Here is a 23,110-nt window from a genome sequence, read left to right as displayed (position 1 = left end):
ACCGTCTTCTTTTCCAATAGCATAGTTACGCTAAGAAAATAATTTAATATATGATAATATTCATATTTCCATAAATTTTAAGGGAATAAATTTGACAAATAAAATGCTAATGCTCCTGTTGCTGCTGAACTAGAATGCCAAAATTTAAGTATCTTATCCAGAATTTTATATACCACCAATAAGCCACGATTCCATGGACAAATTATTTAAGATTGTCGTAAATAATAGTTTGGATTTTGAGATAAGTAGTAAGGAAGCTTCCAAGCTAGACGCCTTATCTATCTCTAAAGACAACTATCATATTTTAGAGGGAAACAAGCCCTATGTTGCCCAAATCTTGAAACAAGATTTTTACAACAAAACCTACACCATAAGTATTAACCATAGTACCTATGAGGTTGTAATATCAGATGAATTAGATAGGCTGATTGCCGATATGGGATTTGAACTTGCCTCTGCAAAGGAAATTGTTTCGATAGAGGCACCCATGCCCGGACTTATTTTGGAAATTAATGTGGCACAGGGGCAGGAAGTGAAGACGGATGATCCCCTACTTATTCTGGAGGCCATGAAAATGGAAAACCTTATTTGCTCTCCCCGGGATGGGATAATTAAAAGTATTGCCGTTAAAAAGGGTGATGCTGTAGATAAGAATCACCTTTTAATTGAATTTGAATAAGAGCATTATGAAGAAAATTTTAGTTGCCAATAGGGGTGAGATAGCCATTCGTGTGATGAAGACTGCACAGAAGATGGGGATTAAAACAGTAGCCATATATTCTACTGCAGACAGGAATGCTCCGCATGTAAAATTTGCAGATGAAGCGGTATGTATTGGAGAAGCACCTTCCAATAAGTCCTATTTATTGGGTTCAAAGATTATTGCAGAAGCTAAACGTCTAAATGTTGACGGCATACATCCGGGTTATGGCTTTCTCAGCGAGAATGCAGATTTTGCGGAGGAGGTAGAAAAAAACAATATAGTTTTTATCGGCCCCAAGTCTGATGCTATAAGAGTTATGGGGAGTAAACTGGCTGCAAAAGAAGCTGTTAAAACCTATAATATACCCATGGTTCCCGGAATTGATGAGGCCATAACAGATTTGGCAAAAGCAAAGGCAATAGCCAAAGAAATTGGCTTTCCTATTCTAATAAAAGCTTCTGCTGGGGGAGGTGGAAAGGGAATGCGAATTGTAGAAAAAGAGGGCGATTTAGAGTCGCAAATGAAGAGAGCAATAAGCGAGGCTACCTCTGCCTTTGGGGACGGCTCTGTTTTTATTGAAAAATATGTTACCTCTCCCAGGCATATTGAAATACAAATAATGGCTGATGTCTTTGGAAATATCCTTTATTTTTTCGAGCGAGAATGCAGTATACAAAGGAGGCATCAAAAAGTAGTGGAAGAAGCCCCATCCGCTATACTAAATCCGGAACTCAGGAAGAAAATGGGAATTGCTGCCACAAAAGTAGCCGAATCCTGTAATTATGTTGGTGCCGGTACAGTAGAGTTTCTAATGGATGCAGATCTAAATTTCTATTTTCTGGAAATGAATACAAGACTACAAGTAGAGCATCCTGTTTCCGAGTTAATATCAGGAGTTGATTTGGTGGAATTACAAATTAAGGTAGCCAGAGGAGAGACTCTGGAGATGAAACAAGAGGATTTGAGAATTAATGGGCATGCGCTGGAACTTAGAGTTTATGCAGAAGATCCTTTGAATGACTTTCTTCCAAGTGTGGGGACATTGGAAGTATATAAGCTACCTCAGGGAGAAGGGATAAGAGTGGATAATGGATTTGAAGAAGGCATGGAGGTACCAATTTACTATGATCCTATGTTGTCTAAACTCATTACCCATGGAAAGGACAGAGAAGAGGCCATGCAATTAATGATTAAGGCCATTGATGATTATCATATTGCAGGGGTGGAAACAACACTGCCCTTTGGTAAATTTGTTTTTGAGCATGAGTCTTTTCGCTCGGGAAACTTTGACACACATTTTGTAAAAGACTATTATTCTCCTGAGATGTTGCGGAATAAAGCAGAGATAGAGGCCCGTTTGGCCGCTTTAATGGCAATACGGAAGTATGAAGAAGATCAAAAAAAATTAAGAATACCAACAGCTTAGACTATGGATAATTTAAATAAACTTAACGAGCGAATAGCGCTTGCCCATCTTGGAGGCGGACAAAAAAGAATAGACAAACAGCATAAAAAACATAAACTAACCGCCAGAGAAAGAATAACCTATCTTTTGGATGAGGGTTCTTTCGAAGAGATGGGAATTCTTGTTACACACAGAACCACTGATTTTGGTATGGACAAGGAGATTTATTATGGCGATGGGGTGGTTACCGGTTATGGGACAATTAACGATAGACTGGTCTACGTCTATGCCCAGGATTTTACTGTTTTTGGTGGGGCATTATCCGAGACACATGCAGAGAAAATTTGCAAGGTTATGGATTTGGCAATGAAAGTTGGGGCACCAATAATCGGTTTAAATGATTCTGGTGGAGCCAGAATACAAGAGGGGGTCAGGTCTTTAGGTGGATATGCAGATATATTTTATAGAAATGTTCAGGCTTCTGGAGTGGTACCTCAGATTTCAGCCATTATGGGTCCGTGTGCCGGTGGGGCAGTTTACTCGCCTGCTATGACAGACTTTACCATAATGGTAGAGCAAACTAGCTATATGTTTGTCACTGGACCCAACGTGGTAAAAACAGTTACGAATGAAGAGGTTACCTCTGAAGAACTTGGAGGGGCAAGTACGCATGCAACAAAATCTGGAGTAGCTCATAAGAAATCGGCAAACGATATAGTTTGTCTGGAAGACATTAAAACACTTTTGCGTTATTTACCACAAAGTAATAGAGAAAAGCCAAAGCAGCTTACTTATGAATTAGATGATGAGATAAGAGAAGTCTTGTCGACTATTATACCTGACAATACTAATAAACCCTACGATATGCATGAGGTTGTTGAAGGGATAATCGACGCAGGTTCTTTTTACGAAATCCATAAAGACTATGCAGAGAATATCATTGTAGGATTTGCTAGGTTGGCTGGCCGAAGTATTGGTATTGTTGCAAATCAACCTATGTTTTTAGCAGGTGTGTTGGGCGTAAAGAGTTCCGTAAAAGCTGCAAGGTTTGTGCGTTTCTGTGATAGCTTTAATATACCCTTGTTAGTACTTGAGGATGTACCCGGTTTTTTGCCAGGAACCGATCAAGAGTGGAACGGGATTATAATGCATGGAGCAAAACTGTTGTTTGCCTTTAGTGAGGCTACAGTTCCAAGAGTAACGGTAATTACACGTAAAGCATATGGGGGAGCCTACGACGTGATGAATTCTAAACATATCGGTGCCGATTTTAATTTTGCATGGCCAACTGCAGAAATTGCAGTTATGGGAGCCAAAGGTGCCAGTGAAATAATTTTTAGGCGGGAGATTGGGAATTCGGATGACCCAGAGAAGGTACTTAAAGAGAAAGAAGCAGAATATGCCGAAAAGTTCGCAAATCCTTTTAGAGCAGCAAGTCGTGGTTTTATCGATGAGGTAATCTTACCCAAAAACACCAGACGTAAACTAATTAAGGCATTTAGTATGTTAGAGAATAAGATAGTTAATCCTCCTCAGAAAAAACATGGAAACATTCCCCTATAGCAGTCTATTCGGCTACAATAGGTAATAGGTCTGAAGCTACTGAAAAAAGGAGAATCCCTTTATTATTATTCTATCGGATATTCCTTAATACTTAAAGCATAAATATCTGGTTGGCATCTTAGCTTTTACGCAAATACTTAAATATGAGGCCTTAACCATTGTAACTTAAAGCTATTCTTTAAGCAATTATGTAGGTAGATAAACTACTCCACTTGATGAATTTTTTTTAGCCCCTGTAACGCTTTTTAGAATATTTATTTCTTGCTCAGCTCTGAGGACTCCCATAAGCGCAAATACAACCGCTTCTTTAAAGGCTATTAATTGTTTAGCCGGGATGACAAGTTCTATATTTTCTTGAAGTTCTTCGCGAAGCATATCCATCATATGTGTATTCATAGCGCCACCTCCTGTTACCCATAAAGAGGCCTTTTCATCCGTAAGGTTGGCTTCTAGCTGTATAGCGATTTGTTGACAAATATGTTTTATAATGGTATGTAATTGGTTCTCTAGCGTATCTTTATGTCTTTCCAATATCGGACACACTTTTTCTGTAAACCACTCATAACCTGTAGATTTTGGATACGGTTCTTTGTAAAATTGAAGCTCATTAAGGTCTTTTAATAGGGCATTATTAAGCTTCCCCTTTTTCGCCATTTTTCCTCCCTCGTCAAATGGTAGTCCAACTTTTTGTGTTAGATAGTTTAAAGGCATGTTCGCGAGGCCAATATCATAAGCGATTCTTTTGTTTTCTTTTTCAAAAGACATGTTTGCGATGCCTCCCAGATTTAAACAGAAGTTGTAAGCTCCAAAAAGTAATTGATCTCCTATAGGAACCAAGGGAGCTCCTTCACCGCCTAATGCTACGTCGTTGGTTCTAAAATCACAGATAACCTTTTCGCCACTAGCATTAGCCAAATGTTGTCCGGAGCCTATTTGATATGTTAGTCCAATTTCCGGCTTGTGATGCGTTGTATGTCCGTGACTCGAAATAAAGTCGATATCCAGATTGTTTTCCAAGATAAAGCTCTTTGCTTTTTCTCCCAGCCAACTGCCGTAGGTATTGTTTAGGGACAATAGTTCGTGGGCTTCGAGATAGATGCTATCCTTTAATTGTTGTTTTAGCGATTCGTCATAAGTGATGGTAGTTGCTTCTAAAATTTTAAAGTCCCATCGGTCTAATTTCTTCCATATCTGGCAATAGGCCATATCCAGTCCATCCAAGGACGTGCCGCTCATTAAACCTAAGACATCGTATACTTTCATTTATTTAGAGGTCAAGAGTTATAGGGATGCTCCCATTTGCTTTAATTTTACCAAAAAAGTGTTCTGCTGCAACTTCTTGAAATACTTCAAAATCCTGATAGATTATCACCTTGTGTTTTATCTCTATAGATCGTAAAAGATTTAAAAAATATGGGTTGCCAAAGAGATATAGAACCACTTCTTTCGTAGCCAAAATATCTTTAATTATCTCCATTTCTTCAAAACTAAAACCAAAATTATTCTGAGGTTTAACACTAGGGGGGAAGATAGTGAAGACTATTTTTTCTGCTCTTTCTATTTTGTCTTTTTCTTTAGGGTTTGATATATCAAAAAGACTATAAGATGGTATTTCTTTTTTTTCCTTACACTTTTTTAAAAATCTACTTACCTCCTTGTTTCCTGCAGTAAGGCACAGGGTATCTGCCGCCCAAAACCTTTCTAAATCTGTCTCATCATCACCCAGATAGGTAATGGCTTGTAGGGCAATCTGACGGTTTAGTTTTTCGGGGATTGATAGTTTCTTCCTAAAATTTTTCGTCTGAAACCCTAATGCTTTTTCCTTTAAATGCCATATACGTCTAAAGCTCTCTTCAATTTGAGAATCAATAGCTTTATTCAAGATCATTGCTATACCTTCCTTCACATTTTCCGCAAAGCATAAGACATCGTTTCCAGCATCAAAAGCAAGCCACTCCAATTCGCCCTTGGTTGGATATAGTTTGGAAACTGCATGCATATTTAGTGCATCAGAGACAACAGTTCCCTTAAAACCGAGCTCGCCTCGCAGCAGGCCTTTAATGATGTCTTTTGAAAGAGAGGATGGTTGTGTTGAGCCATTGGCTAAGGACGGAACCGATAAGTGTCCAACCATAATAGAATCAATACCCTGTTCTATCAAAACTCTAAAGGGTAATAATTCATTATTCCATAACTCATCTTTTGATTTTTCGATACAGGGGAGTCCTAAATGAGAATCGGTTGCTGTATCTCCATGTCCGGGGAAGTGTTTGGCACTGTTTAATACGCCCCCTTCCGCCAAGCCTGCGCTCATAGCGACCGCTTTTTCAGCAACCTTTGCCTTGTTGCTTCCAAAGGACCTATAACTAATTACCGGGTTGTTTGGGTTACTATTGATATCTGAAACGGGAGCAAAGTTCCAATGAATACCTGTTTCTCTGCAATCATGCCCAATATGCCTACCTTGTTCAAAAATAAGACTATTATGTCCATCCAAAGCTCCTAAGGTTAGGCAATATGGATATTGGGGGGTATTTTCAACTCGCATTGCCAGGCCCCATTCCGCATCAATACTGATTAATAATGGGAACTTTGAAGCCTCTTGATATCTTTTAATAAGCTTTTTAAGCAAGCTGAGACTTTCCTTGTTATAGAGAACTTCTTTTTTGCCTTCATAATTAGTAGCCGCACTTGCGCGTGAATGAAAAAAGCAGATACCTCCTATAGCAAATTCCTTTATTAATTTTTCAAGCTTTTGTATTTCTTCTTCCCCATCATTAATGAAGGCTGCTGGCATAAAAAGTTGTCCTACTTTTTCCTCAAGAGTTAAGCTCAAGGTCGCCTCAGAATATTTTGTCATATCAACTCTCGAAATTAGCTCCTTTTTTACCATAGTCTGCAGGGTAATCCAAATATCGTAAAATAAACAATGCCGGTAATGCTCCTAACACTACCCAAATGAAGAAGCCGTCGTATCCAAGCCATTCTTGAACGTAGCCGCTAATAAATCCGGGCAGCATCATACCCAATGCCATAAAACCAGTAGCCAAGGCATAATGAGATGTTTTAGAGGCTCCTTCAGCTATATAAATGAGGTAGACCATAAAACCAGCTATACCAAATCCGTAGCCAAATTGTTCCAAAACTACGGTGCTTACAACTGCAACAATATTGGTGGTTTTGGTTATGGCTAATAAGGCGTAAAATGCGTTTGGAATGTTAATGGATAAAACCATAGGTAGCATCCATTTTTTTAGTCCATCTCTAGAAATTAATACCCCTCCAAGAATTCCTCCAATAGTTAACATAATAACCCCAACGGTACCATAGATGGTGCCTACCTCGGCAGTGGAATATCCAAGTCCGCCTTCTTCTACGCTATCTAGAAAAAAGGGAGCAGCCATTTTAACTAACTGGGATTCTCCTAAGCGAAAAAATAGAATAAATGCAAGCGCAATACCCATTCCTTTTTTATTAAAAAAGGTAGAGAATACTTCAAAAAAACCTTTGGGTTTTTGTACCTGAATTGCTTCAGATGATTCATATTTGGGAGTAACAAAAAAGTTGGTAATGGTAAGAGACAACATTAATACAGCTGCGCAGATCATGGTAATAGACCAAGCTTTTGTGTTATCCCCGTAGTAATTCTCTAAAAACCCGGCTAGTATTACGAGCAGCCCCTGGCCTGTTACATTGGCTAGTTTGTAGAAAGTACTTCGTATTCCTACAAAAAATGATTGTTTGTCCTGGGTAAGTCCAATCATATAATAACCATCTGAGGCAACGTCGTTCGTTGCAGAAGCAAAAGCTGCCATCCAAAAGCACGCTAAAGTTGTAACGAAAAATATATTGGTTGGCAAGCTTAAACCAATTCCCAAAAGGGCTAGAGAGACTAATAGTTGCATTAGCAGAAACCAATTACGTTTAGTACTGATAAGGTCTACATAAGGGCTCCATAGAGGTTTTATTACCCAAGGCAAGTACAACCAGCTTGTATAAAGGCCAATATCTGCATTACTAATTCCTAACTTTTTGTACATAATTACTGAAACCGTAACAACCATGACAAAAGGCAAACCTTGGGTAAAATAAAGAAAGGGAATCCAGACCCAAGCTCGCTTATTTTTTTGTACCATTTTGTTGTGTTTGGTTTAAATTTATGATAATTCCTTCACTTTCCCTACGATAGGCATCGGTAAAAGTGATGGCAAGGATTCCTTTTTTACCGAAAAGTCCCTTTCCGACGGTAAAAGATTCCTTTTGTACTACGGAGACTTTGGCTAATAAATCTATGGACCTTAGCTTAGGTTTTCTCTCTGCGCTCTTAGTTTTATAAACATTAGCGAAGCGCAGAGGTGTTGTAGAATCTGATATAAAGTGAATTTGTAGAAAGCTACCCCAATCAATTATTTTTTTAATTTCAGGTTTGGCCTGCAAGGTCATCGGTCGATGGGGAGATTCTGGGGTTAAACTAGGGTAGGGGTAGGTATTGCTTTTAAGATAGCGAACTAGGTCTTCCCGTTCACTAATTAATGATTTGGCACTAAAAAATACATTGCCTTGGATTTTGTCTAATCTACGTCCTAAGACTATTTGCCTGGGTAATTCCATTGTTTTATCCCAGTTAGAATCACTATTGTTATATACTTTATAGGCTCCATTGCCTATGTATAAGTTGGTGTTGATACTATTTTTAACCCACCAATTTGCTAAAATTTTATGCGAGGCTACAGAAAGTTTAAGACTCCAGTATAATTGTGGTACAATGTAATCTAACCATCCTTCATTCATCCACAAGATGGGATCGGCATATAGATCATCATAGGTGGTTTGACCTGCAAGAGTTGCCGAACCTTTGGGGTCGGTGGTGTTGTTTTTCCAAACACCAAAAGGACTAATTCCGAATTGTACCCAAGGTTTTCTTTTTTTTATGATCTCGTAGGTATTTTTTACAAGAGAATCAATGTTAGCTCTTCGCCAATCATCAAGACTTATTCCTTCCTTGGCATGGGTTTTAAAAGTGAGTGAATCATTGAAACTGGCATTCCGCACTCTATAGGGGTAAAAGTAATCATCAAAATGTACGCCATCAATAGGATAGTTAGCGACTACTTCGTCAATAATTTCAACAAGTTTCTTTCGTACTTCAGGAATACCCGGATTGTAATAGTATTTTTTTCCATACGGTACCATCCATGTCGGATGTTTGAAAAAATCGTGCTCAGGAGATAAAATGGAGGTATTCAGATTTATGGTAGCCCTGTAGGGGTTAAACCAAGCATGAAATTCAAATCCCCAACTATGTGCTTCTTTGATCATCCAAGACAATGGATTTTCTGTGGAAGATGGTGCAATACCTTCTTGACCCGTTAAATAGCGCGACCAGGGTGCCAAGTCAGTTGGATACAGGGCATCTCCGGCTGTGCGAATCTGTACAATTACCGAGTTGAAGTTTAGTTCTTTGTAGAACTTTAAGAATTCCTGGAAGTCCTTCTTTTTAACTTCCCAGGATTCTTCCTTTTGTTTTGGCCAGTCGATATTTGCGACCGTAGCAATCCATACTCCTCTAAACTCTTTCTTTGGCAAATCTTTCCTAAGTCGTTGTGCCTGACAGGAAATTATAAATACCAAGAAAAGGAAGCATGTCTTTTTGAGCATTATTAGCTATAGTTCCTCAGACGATCTAAGACCGCCTGAGGAATTTATATTCATTGTTTAGGCGTTAAACTTGTACCGTACAAAGCCTTCCATGGCTTCGTATTCTGCCATACCAAGGGCATTGTATTTTCTTGCGGTCTCTGTATTTCGTTGCTCAGCTCTCTGCCAAAATTCTCTTTCATCGTTACCAGGGAACATGGCAGCATCTTTTTGCGATTGGTGTTTAAAAATAGCATTCTTTTTACGTTCCATATCCATTGGGCCAATTGGAACGGTCATTTCCATGTCTGCAATATCCCATTCTTGCCAAGCACCTCTATATAGCCAAACATAACAATCATCAATCCATTTAACACCTTCTTCAACACATTTATCTAAAGCGGCATAAATGATATCTAAACAAACTCTGTGTGTGCCATGTGGGTCCGATAAGTCCCCTGCGGCGAAAATCTGATGAGGTTTTACCTTATTCAATAGGTCGTAAGTTAGTTGTACATCCGCCTCAGAAAAAGGCTTCTTTTTAACGGTTCCAGTTTCGTAAAAAGGCAGGTTTTGAAAATGTGCGTTGTCTTCGTCTACCCTACAGTATCTACAGGCTGCAAGAGCTTCTCCTTTTCTGATTAGTCCCTTAAATCTTTGAATTTCAGGACTATCTACCTGTCCAGGTTTTTTTTCTTTTAGAAATGATCTTACTTTAATCACCTGCTCAGAAAGTTCAGAATTACCTTTGGCGGCGTCCGAAGCAAAGTCTAAAAACCGTATTACTTCATCGTCAAAAACAGCAATGTTTCCAGAGGTTTGGTAGGCTACATGAACATCATGCCCCTGATCTACCAGACGTAATAAAGTACCTCCCATAGAAATAACATCATCATCGGGGTGTGGACTAAATATTAATGAGGTTTTAGGATAGGGCTCGTTTCTTTCTGGTCTTTGACTATCGTCAGCGTTTGGTTTGCCTCCAGGCCAACCTGTGATAGTTCGTTGTAACTGATTAAATACCCTTAGGTTGATATGCTCTGCAGAACCTATTTCTGCAATAAGATTACCCATCCCATATTCATTGTAGTCTTCATTTGTAAGTTTTAGAATGGCTTTATTTAACTTCTCTGATAGCCAAATGGTAGCTCTTTTTATTAGGTTGTCATTCCAATTACACTCCGTAACCAACCAAGGTGTTTTGGCCCTTGTTAAAGCAGAAGCTGCTGCATTATCTATGATAAAGTCGCAATTTGGATGATTTTGCAAAAAAGTTGCTGGAACAGATTCCCGAATAGCTCCTTCTACGGCCTGGTTTACTATTCCTGCTTTTCCTTCACCCCAAGCCATTAAAATGATACGCTTTGCGGCCATTATACTGCCAACACCCATAGTTAGAGCTTTAATTGGCACGTTTTCAAGTCCAAAAAAGTCACTTGCTGCGTCTAAACGGGTAACTCGGTCTAGTCTTACAATTCTAGTTTTACTGTTAATAGAAGATCCCGGTTCATTAAAACCGATATGTCCGGTTCTACCTATTCCCAAAACCTGAATATCTATTCCGCCGGCTGCCTCAATTTTTCGCTCGTAGTCTAAGCAGAACTCCCGCACATCTTCTCTGTCTAAAGTACCATCAGGGATATTTATATTGCTTTTTTTGATGTCTATATGATCGAATAAATGTTCGTTCATAAAACGCACATAAGAATGAATGGAATCTGGTTCCATTGGGAAGTATTCATCTAAATTAAAGGTGATGACATTTTTAAAACTCAATCCTTCTTCCTGGTGAAATTTTACTAAAAACTCGTACATCTTGGTAGGAGTAGAGCCTGTAGCTAAACCAAGAACAACATGCTTTCCTTGCTTTTGTCTCTGCTTTATTAGCTCTGCAATTTCTGTTGCCACAAAAAATGAAGCTTCTTCAGAACTTTCGTGAATTAGGGTGTTAATTTTTTCAAATTTGCGAGACTCTTCGTCTATCGCATAAGTCATAGGACTTGGTTTTGTAAGTGTTTCCGCCATTTTAATATGTATTAAAGACTAATTGAGCTGCAAATATAGTAATAATTCTTAAAAACAGCATATAAAAGCAATAAAAAAAGCATAAAAAAGCATAAAAATACTATAATAGTTTCAAAAACGGCATAAAACGGCATAATTAAAAAAGTATTATCTTTGGCTTAATAAAGTAATTTGTAATGTTAAAAGAAGAGCGTCAGAGGGCAATTTTAAAGGAGGTAGAAAGACATAACAGAATTCTACTTACGCATATTGCGGAAAAACTGGATGTGTCTATAGACACTGCGAGAAGAGATGTGAAGGAGTTAGATGCAGATCATAAGCTTAAGAAAGTACATGGCGGGGCAGTTTCTCTTGGATTCACAAGCCTACCGAATAATACTACCAATATTTATGCGAGACAAGAAAAAGTCCTTATTGCCGAAAAGGCGGTTAAGCTAATAAAAAAGGATAGTGTTATATTTATTGATGGGGGAACCACTTGTCTAGAACTTGTAAAACTAATTCCTCCTGCCTTAACGCTGAGTATTTTTACTTTTAGTCTTCCCGTGGCTTGGCAGTTATTAGAATACCCTAACGTCAAAGTTATTTTTATTGGGGGAGAAATTTCTAGAGAATCCCAAATATCTGTTGGTTCTTACACCGTACATCAGTTAGCCCAAGTGCGATTCGATTACAGTTTTATCGGGACTGGCTATGTAGATTCTCTACATGGATTAACCGATTTTGACTGGGAGATAGTTCAAATTAAGAAAGCAGTTATTAATGCTTCTAAAAAGACAGTACTTTTGTGTATTTCTGAAAAATTGAACTCACAGCATCAGTACAAAACATGCGATATTAACGCTATAAATACAATGATTACAGAGTTAGAACCAAATAACAATCTACTCAACCCTTATCGAAATCAAGAAATATACTTATTGTAATATGTCTGAATACATTAAAATTACTGAAACTCCTTCGCTTTATAATGATTTAGAAATGTTAGATACGAAGGATATCTTACTTAATATAAACAAGGAGGACCAAAAGGTTGCTCTAGCAGTAAAAAGAGTCATTCCAGAAATTGAACTTCTTGTTGATGGGTTAGAAGAACGTTTTCTTCACGGCGGACGTTTATTCTATATTGGTGCTGGAACCAGTGGCCGTTTAGGGATTTTGGATGCATCCGAAATCCCTCCTACTTTTGGGATGCCCCATGAGAGAGTTGTAGGATTAATTGCCGGCGGGGATTCTGCTATTCGCAAGGCTGTGGAATTTGCAGAAGACGATCGCTCGCAGGCTTGGAAAGATCTTTTGGAGCATAAAATAAATGACAAGGATGTCTTGGTAGGTATTGCGGCTTCGGGAACTACACCCTATGTCTTAGGAGGCTTGGGAGAAGCCAGAAAAAATGGAGTTCTTACAGCAGGTATTACTAATAACCCGGGATCTCCATTGGCACAATTAGCTGATATTCCAATAGCCGTAGACGTGGGTCCGGAATTCTTAACGGGGAGTACACGAATGAAAAGCGGTACTTCTCAAAAGCTTGTTCTGAATATGATAACTACCGCTTGGATGATTAGAATAGGAAGGGTAAAAGGGAATAAGATGGTTAATATGCAGCTTAGTAACACTAAGTTGGTAGATCGGGGTACTCGATATCTGATGGAAGGTCTTAAGCTACCATATAAAGAAGCAGAAAAGCTACTATTGCAGTATGGCTCCGTAAAAAAAGCTATGGACGCGCTTAAATAGTAGATTATTTCTTAATGGCAGCAACTTCTTTGGCAGAAACCATATCGTCGTCTTTGTTGCCCCAAGAATTTAGCATGTAGTTCATCACATCGGCTATTTCCTGATCTTTTAGTCCCATAGACATCATACTACTATTATAAGTTATGCCATTTACTATTATAGGCCCCTGTATTCCGTACTTAATAGCCTTTATGCTTTCCGTTCTTTGATTTATTAAAAAATCGGTTTTGGCTACAGGCGGGAAGGTTCTCCCAACACCCATACCATCATCCATATGGCAGCTTGCGCAAAAACTAGAATAAATGGTTTTCCCATTTATAATACTCTCTTCCAAAAGGGTCTCCTGCGCACCTAATTTGGTTAAAGAAAAAAATAAAAACAAATAAGTACCCGCGAACTGTCTCATAGCATTGTCTTACCCACTAAAGCGAAAATTCTAATTTGGAATTAGTTTATAAATGCCCTTACCTTCAACTGCAACATAAATAAAGCCGTCCGGTCCTTGTTTTACATTTCTAACCCTTCCGATATCTTCCATTAATTTTTCACGATAAACCACCTTGTTTCCCTCCAGTACTAATCGCTCTAAGTATTGGAAAGCCAGGGAACCTACTAATATATTTCCTTTCCATGAGGGGTATTTGTCTGAAGTAACAAATGCCAATCCACTTGGAGCAATTGAAGGATCCCAATAATGCAGTGGTTGTTCCATTCCTTCCATTTCAGTCTTATCCGTTATTGGGGTGCCACTATAGTTTATTCCATAGGTAACTAGTGGCCAACCATAATTTGCACCTTTTTTAATTATATTGATCTCATCACCTCCTTGTGGCCCGTGTTCATGAATCCAAATTTCCCCTGTTTCCGGGTGTTTACTCATTCCTTGAGGATTTCTGTTTCCAAAGGTGTAAATAGCACTTTTTGCTTCCGAATCGGATACGAATGGATTGTCTGCAGGAACGCTCCCATCGTCACTTAAGCGATAGATTTTGCCACCGTCCAATTTAATGTTTTGCGGATTTATATCCCGTTCTCCCCGCTCCCCAATAGAAAAATAAAGGAAGCCTTGATCATCAAATTCTATTCGAGAACCGAAGTGTTGACCTTTTGTAGTATTAGGTGAGGCTTTGTATAATAACTCTCTATTAATCAATGAATTATTTTCAATTTTTGCCCTCATTAAGGCGGTGTGTCCTCCCTTTTCTTCTCCTTCCTCGGAGGCATAAGTAAAATAGACCCAGCCATTGTCTTCATAATCTGGGTGTAATGCAATATCCAAAAGGCCACCCTGTCCTCTTAGATAGATTTCTGGAAGATTTTGGATATTTGTTTTAATTCCATTTTTAAACAGGATTAATTCCCCGGCTTTTTCGGTAACCAAAATACCTCCATCTGGGAGGAAAGCCATGCCCCATGGAATCTCTAAATCTGCAATTAATAAATCGGCTGAAAAGGTGTTTTCTTTCGGTAATTGAACGTCATTATCTGTGTTTTGTCCGCAAGAAATATTGTTCATTACAACGAATATATACAATAGAAATATACTATTTTTCATTATCTGGCGTTAAAAATTAATAATAAGCAAGGGCCGTTAAAGCCTAAAGATAAAGAGAAAATATAAGTATAAACAATTACGCTGTAGAATATCCTGATCCCAAATCTAGCATATTCTTGCCATAACACGAATTAACCTATGCTCCCAAAGAAAACAAGGCAACTTACGTATGCCGTGCTATTGTTAGCGCTATTTATTGTGGGTTCCTCGGCTATAGCAAAGTCAAAAGTTTACGAGCTTATTTCGGATATATCTTCTTTGAATACCGCTACCCCAATAGAGGATTCCTCTTTGATAGAAAGCGAAAGGATAAGCCCATCTAATGTTGTAACTAATTCTAAGGCTTTTACTCCTCCAATGTTCATGACCATTATTCAAGGTTCGAATGAGCAGGTGGTATGCCCAAACGATGGTAGTACCCTAGCTAAGTTTTTTCTCTGTGGTACTAGTGATATTAGAACAATTTCTTTAAGCCAAACAGGGAGTACGTACCAGTGGCAGAAATTAGACCCAAATAGGTGTGCGCTGTCCGTGATAGACGATTGTGCCAACCCAACTAATACCTGTTATGATACCGTAGGCAGCGGAGCTACTTACAATCTAGATTCCTCTGGGGAGTTTCGCGTTAGAGTAGATGGAGGACAATATTTTTATTTTAAATCTTCTCTGAATCCTTTGGATCCACAATTAATAAAGGAAGATATCATTTGTGGAAATCCTGGAAGGGTGGAGGTTACTAACGTACCTGCCGGATATGAATACAGTTTAAATAATTCTGCGGGTCCATACCAAGACGATCCCTTTTTTGATATTACCTCTTCAGGTAATTATAATGTTTGGGTTCGTTTAAAAAACGTTTCCACTAGCGCCTGTCTTTTTCCATCAAATACGGTAATCGTGGATGATTTGGATATAACCGTGGAAGTTACCGCCAATGATATTCTATGTCCCGGAGAATTAGGAAGTATAGACGTTCAGGTAAGCGGAGTACCAGGGTTCTATACCTATAGACTTCTTAAATCTGGAGTTACCGTAGATACTTTTGGTCCTAATTCGGCCAGTAACTATACATTTGCTAATGTTAGTCCGGGAGATTATAGCGTTCGTGTAGAAACTAATAAGTGTAATGAACTGATTACTCTGGATACGAGTGGAGATCCAATTGCAATTGGTAGTGGAATTAGTCCTTTAGCGGTTTCTGCCTCTGCCTCGGATAGTTTTGGTTGTGGTGCCGCCTCGGTAGATGTCACCATAAATACTACCGGAGGAACGGCCCCATATAGGTATAGTTTGGATGGAGGTGCAAATTTCAGCGGCACCTTTGCCGCGAATGCTGTTTTTACTGTAACCGCTGCAGGGACTTACAACATACTTATTGAAGATACAAATGGCTGTACTAGAACTGCCAATATTGATGTAGAAGATTTACCTCCCCCAGTATTTACTGTTACTACAGAAGATGCTAACTGTGGAGGAATAAATGATGGTCGAATTACTGTTAATGTTACTAATGGGTTCGGCTATAATTTGGAATTTAGCATAGATAATGGCTCTAACTTTCAAAACAGTAATGTATTTAATGGCCTTACGCCTGGTGGATATGACGTCGTAATACGATACCAACAAGGTTCTTTTGTTTGTACAACGCCGGCCTCGGCAGAAACCGTTGGTACCCCGTCTACTATCACTGCTACGGCTACAGCCGATATTATTCCCAGTTGTTTAAATGAAACTGGAGGTCAAATTAGCATTTCTGGAGCCGCTGGAGGTACTGGTCCTTATGACTACAGTATCGGTGCAGGATTTAGTCCAACTACGGTATTTACCAATCTTGGTGTAGGCACTTACACACCTCAAATAAGGGATGCCAATGGTTGTGTAGAGACACTGGCACCAATTGTATTTAATGCTTTAGACAAGCCTACGGACATGGATTTTGCCATTTCAAGTATTAATTGTTTAAGCAGTACTGCTTCTGTTACAGTTTCCGTAACTGATGGTATTGCCCCATATACTTATGAAATTATAGCACCTGCAGGTAGTGCGGTAAATAATTTAAATAATCCGGTTTTTACGGGATTGGGCTTAGGAACCTATAGTTTTAGAGTTACGGATAGTGCCGGATGTAGTTATGACGAGTCTTTTGCTATTACCGATATAAGCTCTATAGGAGTGCAGGCACAGGCTACAACAGTAGTTACCTGTGTAGGAGATAGCGATGGTGCTGGCCGATTTTTGGTAGATGGATTCTCCTCTACTTACAGCTATCAGATAGATGCAGGGCCGCTAAATACAGGAGAAAATGCAGCCATTATTCCATTAACGGGTTTATCTGCCGGTACCTATACCATTACCGTGACAGATGAGGATACCAATTGTAGCGATACCGCTAATTTGGTGATTCAGGAGCCTGGAACAGCCTTTGCCATTAGTAGTCTTAATGTTACGGCAATGAGTTGTCAGAATAACAATGTGGGTAGAGTTGTTATAAATACCGTAGGTGGTTGGGGAGGTAATAGATATACTCTTACACAGCCCAATGGTTCTACTAGAGGGCCTAAAAACGGTAGAACATTTAGTAACCTTACCCAAGATGGTTTGTACCAGGTTAGCGTTACAGATGCAAACGGATGTACGGTCACGGATAGTTTTACCCTTACGTCCTTAACATCCCCTACCTTAAGCTTAGATGCTGCGCTTTCTGATTTTTGTTATGATAATATAGATGCGGCTACCTTGGGGGTAACTGCCGCAGGTGGTCTGGCTCCATATCAATACAGAATAAATGGAGGTGCTCTGGTGGGAGGAAATGTTTTTAATAATCTTACTCCGGGAAACTATACCATTGAAGTAGTTGACGCTAACGATTGTAGAGATGACTTAAGTTTTACTATTGAACCTCAAATAAGCGCTAGTGGTGCTATTATTCGAGAGCTTAGCTGTGGAGGTCCTTCCGCCCAAATAAGAGTTAATATAGCGGATGGATATCCTTCTGGGGGAAATTATGACATCTATGAGGTAAGTATAAATGGTGCTCCTTTTACGTCCGACTCAAATCCAATTACAGGAACCAATTTCATTTATGATATTCCTAACGACGGTAGTATCATTACGCCAACCACTTTCCAATTTATGGTTAGTGATAGTGAGGGATGTACTACCCAGACAAATACCATAACCATAATCCCTCCAGAAAGCATTGTTGGTTCAGCTTTACCAACCGATACAAGCTGTGGGGACAACAATGGACTTATTGAATTGGTACCCGATACCAATTTTGGTGTACCCCCCTATGAATATAGTGATGATAATGGAGCAACTTTTAGTACACAGAATATTTTCTCCGGATTCGCAGCGGGCACCTATAATACTTTTGTAATTAGAGATAGTAGAGGCTGTACTACACCCGTATTGTCTGCAACTATAAGTGCTAGCACCCCTGTTGATGCCACGGTCGTTGCCAATAATGCCATTTGCGCAGCTGGTACGGTTGAGGGATCTATCGATATTACAGCAGTAATTAATGGGACAGCTAATTATACCTATTCTATTATAGACATTTCTGGAACTACCGTGGCCTCGGTTGGGCCAACTCCCAGCACAGCTGTAAACATTCCAAATTTGGTGCCTGGCACTTATACGGTTATAACAACAGATGCCAGTGGTTGTGAAGATAGAGATACGGTTACTATAACTCAGAATCAGATAGACTTAGTTCCTGTTTCTACTACAACACCTCCAGATTGTACCACAACATTTACCTATATTGTAGATATTGTGGGAGGAACAGCTCCCTATCAAATTGGTCTAGTGGGAACGCCTTTAGGCGCACCAAATGTAGATGCTGATACGCACGACTTTACAGGGCAAATAGCCTATGGGGTAACCTATTTTGTGGAAGTGGTTGACGCACTTGGATGTAGATATATAGAACAAATTGATCCTATACTAGGACCATCTCCTATCGCAATTGCTGCAACTTCAACTACTGCCTCATGTACTCCAGGTGGAAACGGACAAATAGATTATGAAGTGTCTGGTATTGGTTCTCCAGCGGATATTACTATTCAAATTCAAGATACTAATACAGGTGCTATCGTTGGCGCTCCATTAGTACTTACTAATGAGCCAATTCCCTATAGTGGTTCTTTTAACGCTCTACCGCCTGGAAATTATCAAATTTTAGTGCAAGACGACAATACCAGTTGTGACGCAAGTGCTCTGGTAGACGTTATTACGGATATTCCAACCCTCGTGGTGGATAATAATGAGCCTGCTAATTGTAATGTTGGTGCCTTGGTCACTGTAAGAGGTACAGGCGGTACCGCAGCTTATTCTTTTGCCTATGTTCCAACAGGAGCAGCTGCACCATCCACATTTAATTCGCAATCTACTTATGAAATAACCGGACCTTTTCCTGCAGATTATGATTTTTATGTACAAGACGCAAGCGGTTGTATTAGTTTTACAACCGTAACCGTTACGGAAGATCCGGGGGTACCTACTCCAACTGTGGATGTTATAAACCAATGTACCGCTGTTTCGAACTATACCATCAATATGACGGCTCCTCTTAGTACGGGATCTGGTTTACCTGATGAAACCTTTGAATACGATATAGGTGGCGGATTTCAGACCAGTCCTAATTTTACCGTTGCTAATCCAGGGGATTATACCATAATTGTCAGAGATGGGAACGGTTGTACCAATACGGTTTTAGCAAGGGTATTCGACTACTTTGCTATAACAGCAAATGCTACAACAGAACCAACTTGTAATGCCGGAGACGGTGTTATAACCGTGAATACTTCGGGAGGAAGTGGAAATTTTAGATTCGATTTAGACGATGGAATAAATCCTACAATTACACAAACAAACAATCCCGTATTTACGAATTTATTCCCGGCAAATTATACCATTTTGGTTACCGATTTGGATTCCAATACTGTGCCCTTATGTACAGATTTAGTAACCGTAAATGTAACCGTGGTCAATAGTCCTGTAATTTCAGCAACTCCCAAGAATGATATTACCTGTAACGGTGCTAATGATGGAAATATATCGGTAGAATTGCAACCTGGTACGGATACAGATAGCCCTTTTTCCTATATTTTATACGATGGAGGTACTGCCACAGTGTTAGCAGGGCCGCAGCCAACGGCAATTTTCGATAATCTAAGTCAGGGTACGTATCAGGTTGAGGTTATTTCTGATAGAGGATGTACCTTCCGTTCTGGCGATGTAACAATTCTAGAACCCACACCATTAGTAATAAATACCACCAACACAGAATTTACCTGTGATCCGAACAGCAATCGATTTAATACGGCAACTATTACAGTATTTACAGATACCAATGGAGACGGAACCGGAAGTGATACAGGTACACCAACCTATACCTACAGTATGAATGATGGTACTCCGGCTTTTGATGGGACTAATTTTCAAACGAGTAATGTTTTTGAAGTAATTGATAATGGTACTAACCAGAGCATTATCATTACCGCACAGGATCAAAATGGTTGTGAGGTTGTAGAAACTGTAAATATCAATGCACCGGTAGGACTTACCTTTACTTTTAATGTAAACTCAATTAGCTGTGATGCTTCAGGAACAGGTGTTAGTCCCGGGTCTATTGATATTATAATAGATCAAGGCCCCGGGAATTACGAAGTGGAAATTTTGCCCCTGGGCTCAGAGCCAGTTCGTACCTCAGGAGGAACCAATACCGTAAACTGGCCTATCAGTACTCCAGGAGACTATATTTTTGCCGTAACAGATGTAGGAAATGCAGGATGTACATATCTAACTCCGATCATAAATGTACCTGACTATAATACTATTGAAGCATTAATCGCCGAAACCGAACCAGTTACCTGTTTTAATGGTAGCGATGGTGAGATGAGCATTCAGATTAATAACTATTCTGGCGCCTATAACTACGAGGTATTTTCACGTGACAATACTGGGGTGGAAACTACCACAGGAGTCACAGGAAGTTTTGATACCAATTTAGTTGGGCAGAATCCGGGAACAATTACAGGCCTCCCAGCCGGTAACCTAGTAGTATACGTAGAAGCCTTGAATATTCCTTTTTGTGATGTAGTGAGTAATGCAGCAACGGTAAGACAACCTGATAGAGCGCTAACGGTAGCTATTGATCAGACTGCCGAAGTTACCTGTGCTATCCCCGGATTGGGTGAGATTTTCATTACCGGAGACGGAGGTTGGGGTACATACGAGTATCAGGTGATTGCTCCAGATGGGATTACAGTTATTCAGGATTATCCTGATAATAATAATAGCTTAAATGGTCTCTCAGATGGCCTATATACCGTAAATGTCCGCGATGTGGAAGGCTGTATTGCAACCAATACTATTAACCTGGCATTGCCAGCACCAATTTACGCGGATATACAAATAACTCAGCCTTTACAGTGTAATAATGACAACGACGGTATCATAGAAGCCTTTAATGTAAGTGGGGGTCAAGGTCCTGGAAATTATTTATACCAATTAAATAGGGTTACCGAAGGTACCAATAGTGGGTTGCAAACTACTACTAGCTTTGCCAACCTTGCCGCTGGGGATTATACCATTACTGTATTTGATGGGTGGGACTGTAGTTATACTACTGTACCTATAACCATTCAAGATCCTGAAGTGGTTATTACAGAACTTGTAGAATTGTCGCCTCCCGGATGTGGTGATATAGGGGTTATGGAATTAACAGTCACAAATCCAGAACCTGGTGTAAGTTATTTTTATAGACGATCTAATACCACAGATCCCTTTTTACCATTAGATCCATTAGATCCTACGGCAATATCAACACAAATAACTGAGGATATTACACTAGATCCCGGACCATTTCAATACGATGTTCAAAATTCCAATGGATGTCCTTTCGAAAGATCAAACCAAATATCTCTAGACCCTGCAGCTCCTTTGGTTATTGCATTAGACTTAGCCAATGCTACTATTAATTGTGCAGGAGAGGCAACAGGAATTATTAGATCAGAGGCCTTTGGAGGAATAGGAAACTACGTTTATACCTTATTAAATTCTGATGTTCCTGCTTTCCCATCAGGTGGAAACGTTGAAAGAGGAGCACAGGCTTCAGGGATTTTTAGAGACTTGGGTCCTGGTACGTATTGGGTTTATGCAGAAAGTGGTGGTTGTACAACAATTTCTACCCCAATTACAATTGTAGATCCGCCACCATTGGTATTAGACTATATAGAAGCAGTCCCTGTAAGTTGTTTTGGTGATACAGATGGCCAATTAATAATAGAAGCTAGTGGAGGAACTGGAATTATACGTTATTCTATTGCAGATCAGTTAAGTGAATTTTTTGAAGGAGATGATCCCTTAAATCCAAATAGAAAAACATTTACAGATTTAAGTCCGAGGTCTTATGAAGTTATTATTCAGGATGAATTAGGTTGTACTATTACCCAGACAATAACAATTACACAACCGCAGGAATTGGTTGCTGGGATAGCAAACTCTACCCCTGAAACCTGTTTAGGAGATAGTGACGGTACTGTTACCCTCGATGTGGTTGGTGGTACAGCGCCATATGAATTTGCTCTGAATTCGTCAGATGATGCTGATTTTGCGCCAAACCCATCACAGTATTGGGATACCCTCTCCGGAGGAGAGACCTATGTTATTTTTGTAAGGGATGCCAATGGATGTGAAACCAATGTCATTGTTCCGGTAGGTATAGGAGTAGAATTAATACCAACGCCTATTATACAATACGGTTGTGATGGTATATTTCCAAATAGTACCGTGACCATTGAAATGGCAGATACTAGTCAGTATTCTGACTTACTATTCGCACTGGATCCAGTGGACCCAACAGATGCGGTAACTTCTCTGGCAACTACGGAAAGAACTTGGGGTGATTTACCTGCGGGAGATTATACGGTTTATATCTACCATTCCAATGGATGTACCACTTTCGTTGAATTTACTACGGAGTCTTATGAACCTTTAACGCTTAATGCTGTAAAATCCGGACCAAACGAAATTACAGCTACGGCAACTGGTGGTTATGGTGGTTACGAATTCTTTTTCCAGGATGAAGCCTATGGTGACGTAAATGTTTATGAAACCAATGAAGATGCTATGGTTACAGTTAGAGTAATAGACGAAGGCGGCTGTGAGGCTATTATCACTATACCATTTGATTTTACTGGAATGCTTGAGATACCTAATTTCTTTACTCCGGATGGGGATAATATGAATGAAGTTTGGTTCCCACGAAATAGAGAGTTTTTCCCTAACCTGGAGGTAAAAATATACGATCGTTATGGTAGAGTCGTTGCTGTTCTAGATCAAGTCTCTGCCTGGGATGGTAAATATGACGGAATGGAACTACCTACAGGAGATTACTGGTATGTAGTAAATGCCAATGATTTGGAAAAACAGCAATACGTAGGACATTTTACCTTATATAGATAAAGCATATTTT

General features: G+C 39.5%; 13 protein-coding genes. 6 read left to right on the top strand and 7 right to left on the bottom strand.

What is annotated here, in order from left to right:
- The first annotated feature begins 193 nt into the window (after positions 1–193).
- From PXG98_RS07840 to PXG98_RS07830, 3 genes are read left to right on the top strand one after another with little or no spacing between them, the layout of a single operon-like run.
- Positions 194–679, top strand: a complete 486-nt coding sequence (locus tag PXG98_RS07840; RefSeq protein ID WP_276390125.1) for an acyl-CoA carboxylase biotin carboxyl carrier protein subunit — start codon at positions 194–196, stop codon at positions 677–679.
- Positions 680–686: 7 nt separating this feature from the next.
- A complete protein-coding gene (locus PXG98_RS07835; RefSeq protein ID WP_276390123.1) occupies positions 687–2,129 on the top strand; it encodes an acetyl-CoA carboxylase biotin carboxylase subunit in 1,443 nt (480 codons plus the stop codon).
- 3 nt (positions 2,130–2,132) lie between these two features.
- Positions 2,133–3,671 carry an acyl-CoA carboxylase subunit beta gene (locus tag PXG98_RS07830; RefSeq protein WP_276390121.1) on the top strand — a complete coding sequence of 513 codons (1,539 nt, stop codon included), beginning with the start codon at positions 2,133–2,135 and terminating at the stop codon, positions 3,669–3,671.
- Between the two features lie 186 nt (positions 3,672–3,857).
- Here PXG98_RS07830 and PXG98_RS07825 read toward each other — a convergent pair whose 3' ends face one another.
- The 5 genes from PXG98_RS07825 to nagB are packed head-to-tail and all read right to left on the bottom strand — an operon-like array spanning position 3,858 to position 11,333.
- On the bottom strand, positions 3,858–4,934 hold the full coding sequence (locus tag PXG98_RS07825; protein WP_276390119.1) for an anhydro-N-acetylmuramic acid kinase: 1,077 nt from the start codon (positions 4,932–4,934) through the stop codon (positions 3,858–3,860).
- Between the two features lie 4 nt (positions 4,935–4,938).
- Complete coding sequence (locus tag PXG98_RS07820) at positions 4,939–6,564, bottom strand: glycoside hydrolase family 3 protein (protein WP_276390118.1); 1,626 nt, start codon at positions 6,562–6,564, stop codon at positions 4,939–4,941.
- Complete coding sequence (locus tag PXG98_RS07815; RefSeq protein WP_276390116.1) at positions 6,533–7,807, bottom strand: MFS transporter; 1,275 nt, start codon at positions 7,805–7,807, stop codon at positions 6,533–6,535. Before PXG98_RS07815 ends, PXG98_RS07820 begins: the two co-directional genes overlap by 32 nt.
- Positions 7,791–9,329: a glycoside hydrolase family 10-like protein gene (locus PXG98_RS07810; RefSeq protein ID WP_276390114.1), complete on the bottom strand. Its 1,539-nt coding sequence runs from the start codon at positions 9,327–9,329 to the stop codon at positions 7,791–7,793. The genes PXG98_RS07815 and PXG98_RS07810 overlap by 17 nt, the downstream gene beginning before the upstream one ends.
- 57 nt (positions 9,330–9,386) lie before the next feature.
- Entirely contained in the window at positions 9,387–11,333 is a 1,947-nt protein-coding gene (gene nagB / locus PXG98_RS07805; protein WP_276390112.1) for a glucosamine-6-phosphate deaminase, read from the bottom strand.
- Positions 11,334–11,509: 176 nt separating this feature from the next.
- Between nagB and PXG98_RS07800 the strand changes: the two genes are divergently transcribed.
- Entirely contained in the window at positions 11,510–12,259 is a 750-nt protein-coding gene (locus tag PXG98_RS07800; RefSeq protein ID WP_276390111.1) for a DeoR/GlpR family DNA-binding transcription regulator, read from the top strand.
- Between the two features lies 1 nt (position 12,260).
- A complete protein-coding gene (locus PXG98_RS07795; protein ID WP_276390110.1) occupies positions 12,261–13,073 on the top strand; it encodes an N-acetylmuramic acid 6-phosphate etherase in 813 nt (270 codons plus the stop codon).
- Between the two features lie 4 nt (positions 13,074–13,077).
- Here the strand turns inward: PXG98_RS07795 and PXG98_RS07790 are convergent, their stop codons facing one another.
- Entirely contained in the window at positions 13,078–13,479 is a 402-nt protein-coding gene (locus PXG98_RS07790) for a c-type cytochrome (RefSeq protein WP_276390108.1), read from the bottom strand.
- Positions 13,480–13,509: 30 nt separating this feature from the next.
- Complete coding sequence (locus PXG98_RS07785) at positions 13,510–14,628, bottom strand: PQQ-dependent sugar dehydrogenase (protein ID WP_276390107.1); 1,119 nt, start codon at positions 14,626–14,628, stop codon at positions 13,510–13,512.
- 138 nt (positions 14,629–14,766) lie between these two features.
- Here PXG98_RS07785 and PXG98_RS07780 point away from each other — a divergent pair, with 138 nt between their 5' ends.
- Complete coding sequence (locus PXG98_RS07780; RefSeq protein WP_276390106.1) at positions 14,767–23,100, top strand: T9SS type B sorting domain-containing protein; 8,334 nt, start codon at positions 14,767–14,769, stop codon at positions 23,098–23,100.
- Positions 23,101–23,110: the final 10 nt, after the last annotated feature.

Origin of the sequence: Eudoraea chungangensis, from assembly GCF_029360665.1 — a bacterium.
GTDB classification, from domain to species: Bacteria; Bacteroidota; Bacteroidia; order Flavobacteriales; family Flavobacteriaceae; genus Eudoraea; species Eudoraea chungangensis.
This window is presented reverse-complemented; position numbering and strand designations above follow the sequence as displayed.